Source organism: Actinomadura soli, from assembly GCF_005889715.1.
Classification (GTDB): domain Bacteria; phylum Actinomycetota; class Actinomycetes; order Streptosporangiales; family Streptosporangiaceae; genus Spirillospora; species Spirillospora soli.
The window spans coordinates 1-2890 of the sequence record NZ_VCKW01000481.1 but is presented as its reverse complement, the minus strand read 5'-3'; the positions used below and the strand labels follow the sequence as shown (position 1 = coordinate 2890).

The 2890-nt window shown below is 62.0% G+C and carries 2 protein-coding genes and 1 tRNA gene; 1 reads left to right on the top strand and 2 read right to left on the bottom strand.

Features of this window, described 5'->3' with window-relative positions:
• The first annotated feature begins 1389 nt into the window (after nt 1-1389).
• Nucleotides 1390-1596: a hypothetical protein gene (locus tag ETD83_RS40925; protein WP_138650618.1), complete on the top strand. Its 207-nt coding sequence runs from the start codon at nt 1390-1392 to the stop codon at nt 1594-1596.
• A 354-nt stretch (nt 1597-1950) separates the two neighbouring features.
• Here ETD83_RS40925 and ETD83_RS40920 read toward each other — a convergent pair.
• Nucleotides 1951-2026, bottom strand: a tRNA-His gene (locus ETD83_RS40920).
• Nucleotides 2027-2081: 55 nt separating this feature from the next.
• On the bottom strand, nt 2082-2681 hold the full coding sequence (gene orn / locus ETD83_RS40915) for an oligoribonuclease (protein ID WP_138650617.1): 600 nt from the start codon (nt 2679-2681) through the stop codon (nt 2082-2084).
• Between the last annotated feature and the right edge of the window lie 209 nt (nt 2682-2890).

Here is a 2890-nt window from a genome sequence, read left to right as displayed (position 1 = left end):
GGATTGGCCGCCACACTGGCGCTGCCGTCACACCGGGGTTGGTCACTGCGTTGGAGGCGCTGCACCGGGGGTTGGTCACTGCACCGGGGGTGGTCACCGCTATCAGATCAGATCGCCCTGATTCGGGGTCACTCGCCAGTTGGGCAGGAGGTGACTGGGGCCGCCTGGCTGTGTCTGACCTGCGGAAACGCTTGTGGTGTTCGGCCTAGATTAGCTGGCCAGACTGGCCAGACTGGCTGCCTGGCTGGCGGCCAGATCGCTGCCCAGATCTACCGGATTGGCCACCACAGCAGACTGGCCGCCGGGCTGGGGCCAGATAGATCCCACTCATCATCGCCAGCTGAACTCTTCCCCACAGCAGCCAACCAGCTCAGAGACCCAGTGCAGGCGAGAGGGGAATCCTCGCCACAGACTGCTGCAACCACTCCGCTGACCTGCGAAAACAAGATCTCGAAGCAAGAGGGGAGCCTAGATATGCGGAGCGGGGCCCCTCCAGGCTTCCACCCCTGGCGAACCCCGCCCGAGACGCACGCACCTGCCAAGACACGAACGCCTGTGCTTGCCATTAAAGCCGCCAGGGTGCGGCATTGCAAACAAGCTCTCCGCCCGTAGGGGCCCGTTGCCAGCAGGATCCCCGCTGCAGGCGTTACTAGGCCACTGGGGCCGCCTGGCTGTGTCTGACCTGCGGAAACGCTTGTGGTGTTCGGCCTAGATTAGCTGGCCAGACTGGCCAGACTGGCTGCCTGGCTGGCTGCCAGCCGGCCAGATCGCTGCCCAGATCTACCGGATTGGCCGCCACACTGGCGCTGCCGTCACACCGGGGTTGGTCACTGCGTTGGAGGCGCTGCACCGGGGGTTGGTCACTGCACCGGGGGTGGTCACCGCTATCAGATCAGATCGCCCTGATTCGGGAGTGTCGCGGCCATTTTAGTGGCGGCTTTGCTTAACTTTTATTCGATTCTTGAGTTTAATTCAAAATATCCACGGCGCAAACTATATGTCTAAGAAAAGTTCATTGTGGGTGATCATAATCAACTATGCGAGATGCTCTATTCTGATATATCTTGCCCAAGTTTGTCTTGTTTTTAACGAACTTAGCAGAGATAGACTTAATCAAGATAGAACAGATGGCGAGTATTCTACTACCAGATAGATTTGACCAAGATAGTCTAGATGAAGATGATCTCACCTAGTAAGGTAAGCCCGCGGGCTGTCTCGTTCATGGAAAGGGAACCTGCTCGATCGAGTGACGCGGTTTCCCTAAGGCTGGCGTCCCGGTGTACATTGCGTTGGGGTCCGCTCCTCCCCCGGAGGCTCTTCCACCTCCGGTTGACGGATCTTGATTCAGACAAAACGCACCTGCCATGACACGAAAGGAGTAAACGCCCGATGGGCCCTGAACTGCTATTGCCTGGAGTTCTGGTGATCTTGGCGTACTTCACGCTGATCGCCTTTATCGTCTGGGTGCTACGGCCGCAGAACAAGGAGCAGCCCAGCCCGCTAGTCAAGGTCATCGTGGCCCTCGCAGTTGCGATGGGCGCGCTGCCGCCGATCATTTACGGCCTGTACTGGGCCTATGAGGTCTTCCAGGTCTAGCGCCAGGTCAGGAATCAAGCAGCCCCACGGCCTCCCGGTCGTGGGGCTGCTTGCTGCCGCCAAGCATGAGGTTCGGCCGGCCGCCAGCGTCAGCGTCGTCCTCGGACGCGGACGGGTCTCAACGTCTGATGCTTCGGAAGCCTCCGGCTGTATCGGCGGCTGGGGAGACCCCCTCCGGCTAGGCCGGGGCGCGCCTAATCATGCATACTCCTTTGGTCGAGTCGTCGGCCGTGTTGGCCAAGATCACTCCCAGATGGCTCCCAAAATCGGACATCCGGATAGGGTGCGCGACGTAGGACGCGAATAAGGCCCTGGTCATCTTCGCGATGACCAGGGCCCTTCTTGTTACTGCCTTGGGGTGAGTGAGGGGACTTGAACCCCCGACATCTTGGACCACAACCAAGTGCTCTGCCAGCTGAGCTACACCCACCGTGGCCGGGATCGCTGCCCGGCTCCCAGTAGTGTAGCGGCTCCGGGCGGGTGGGTCAGCCTGAGGCGACCCTGGCGGCGACGGCGCGGGCGGTTTCGGAGTCGGGACCGGGCTGCGGGACGAAGACGGCGGCGCGGTAGTAGCGCAGTTCCTGGATGCTCTCGGTGATGTCGGCGAGGGCCCGGTGGCCGCCCTTCTTCTCGGGGCTGGCGAAGTAGACGCGGGGGTACCAGCGGCGGGCGAGCTCCTTGATGGACGACACGTCCACCATGCGGTAGTGGAGGTGGGCGTCGAGGGCCGGCATGTCGCGGGCGAGGAACGAGCGGTCGGTGGCGATGGAGTTGCCGCAGAGGGGCGCCCTGTTGGCCTCTTTGACGTGGGACCTCACGTACTTGAGGACGGTGTCCTCGGCCTCGGCGAGGGTGACGCCGGACGGCAGGGCTTCGAGCAGGCCGGACGTGGTGTGCATGTCCCGGACGACCTGCGTCATCTGGGCGAGCGACTCCGGTGGCGGCTTGATCACCACGTCGACGCCTTCGTCGAGGATGTTGAGTTCGCTGTCGGTGACCAGTGCGGCAATCTCGATGAGCGCGTCGTCGCGCAGGTCGAGGCCCGTCATCTCGCAATCCACCCAGACTAGCCTTGTGTCCGTCATGTGCCCTCTCACCTGCGGAGATCCTCTGGAACCCCGGCTGAATCCCCGAGGAAATTCCAGCGGATTCCAAGCCCGTCGCAGCAATGCCGCGTCATCTGTCGCGGCACGACCGACTCCACCATCAGGCCAGGTTACGCCAGGTCGAGAGAACTTTTTCCACCGATCAGAGGCCGATCCCGGAATCCCCATTGGCGCGGTGGGTTATGTGG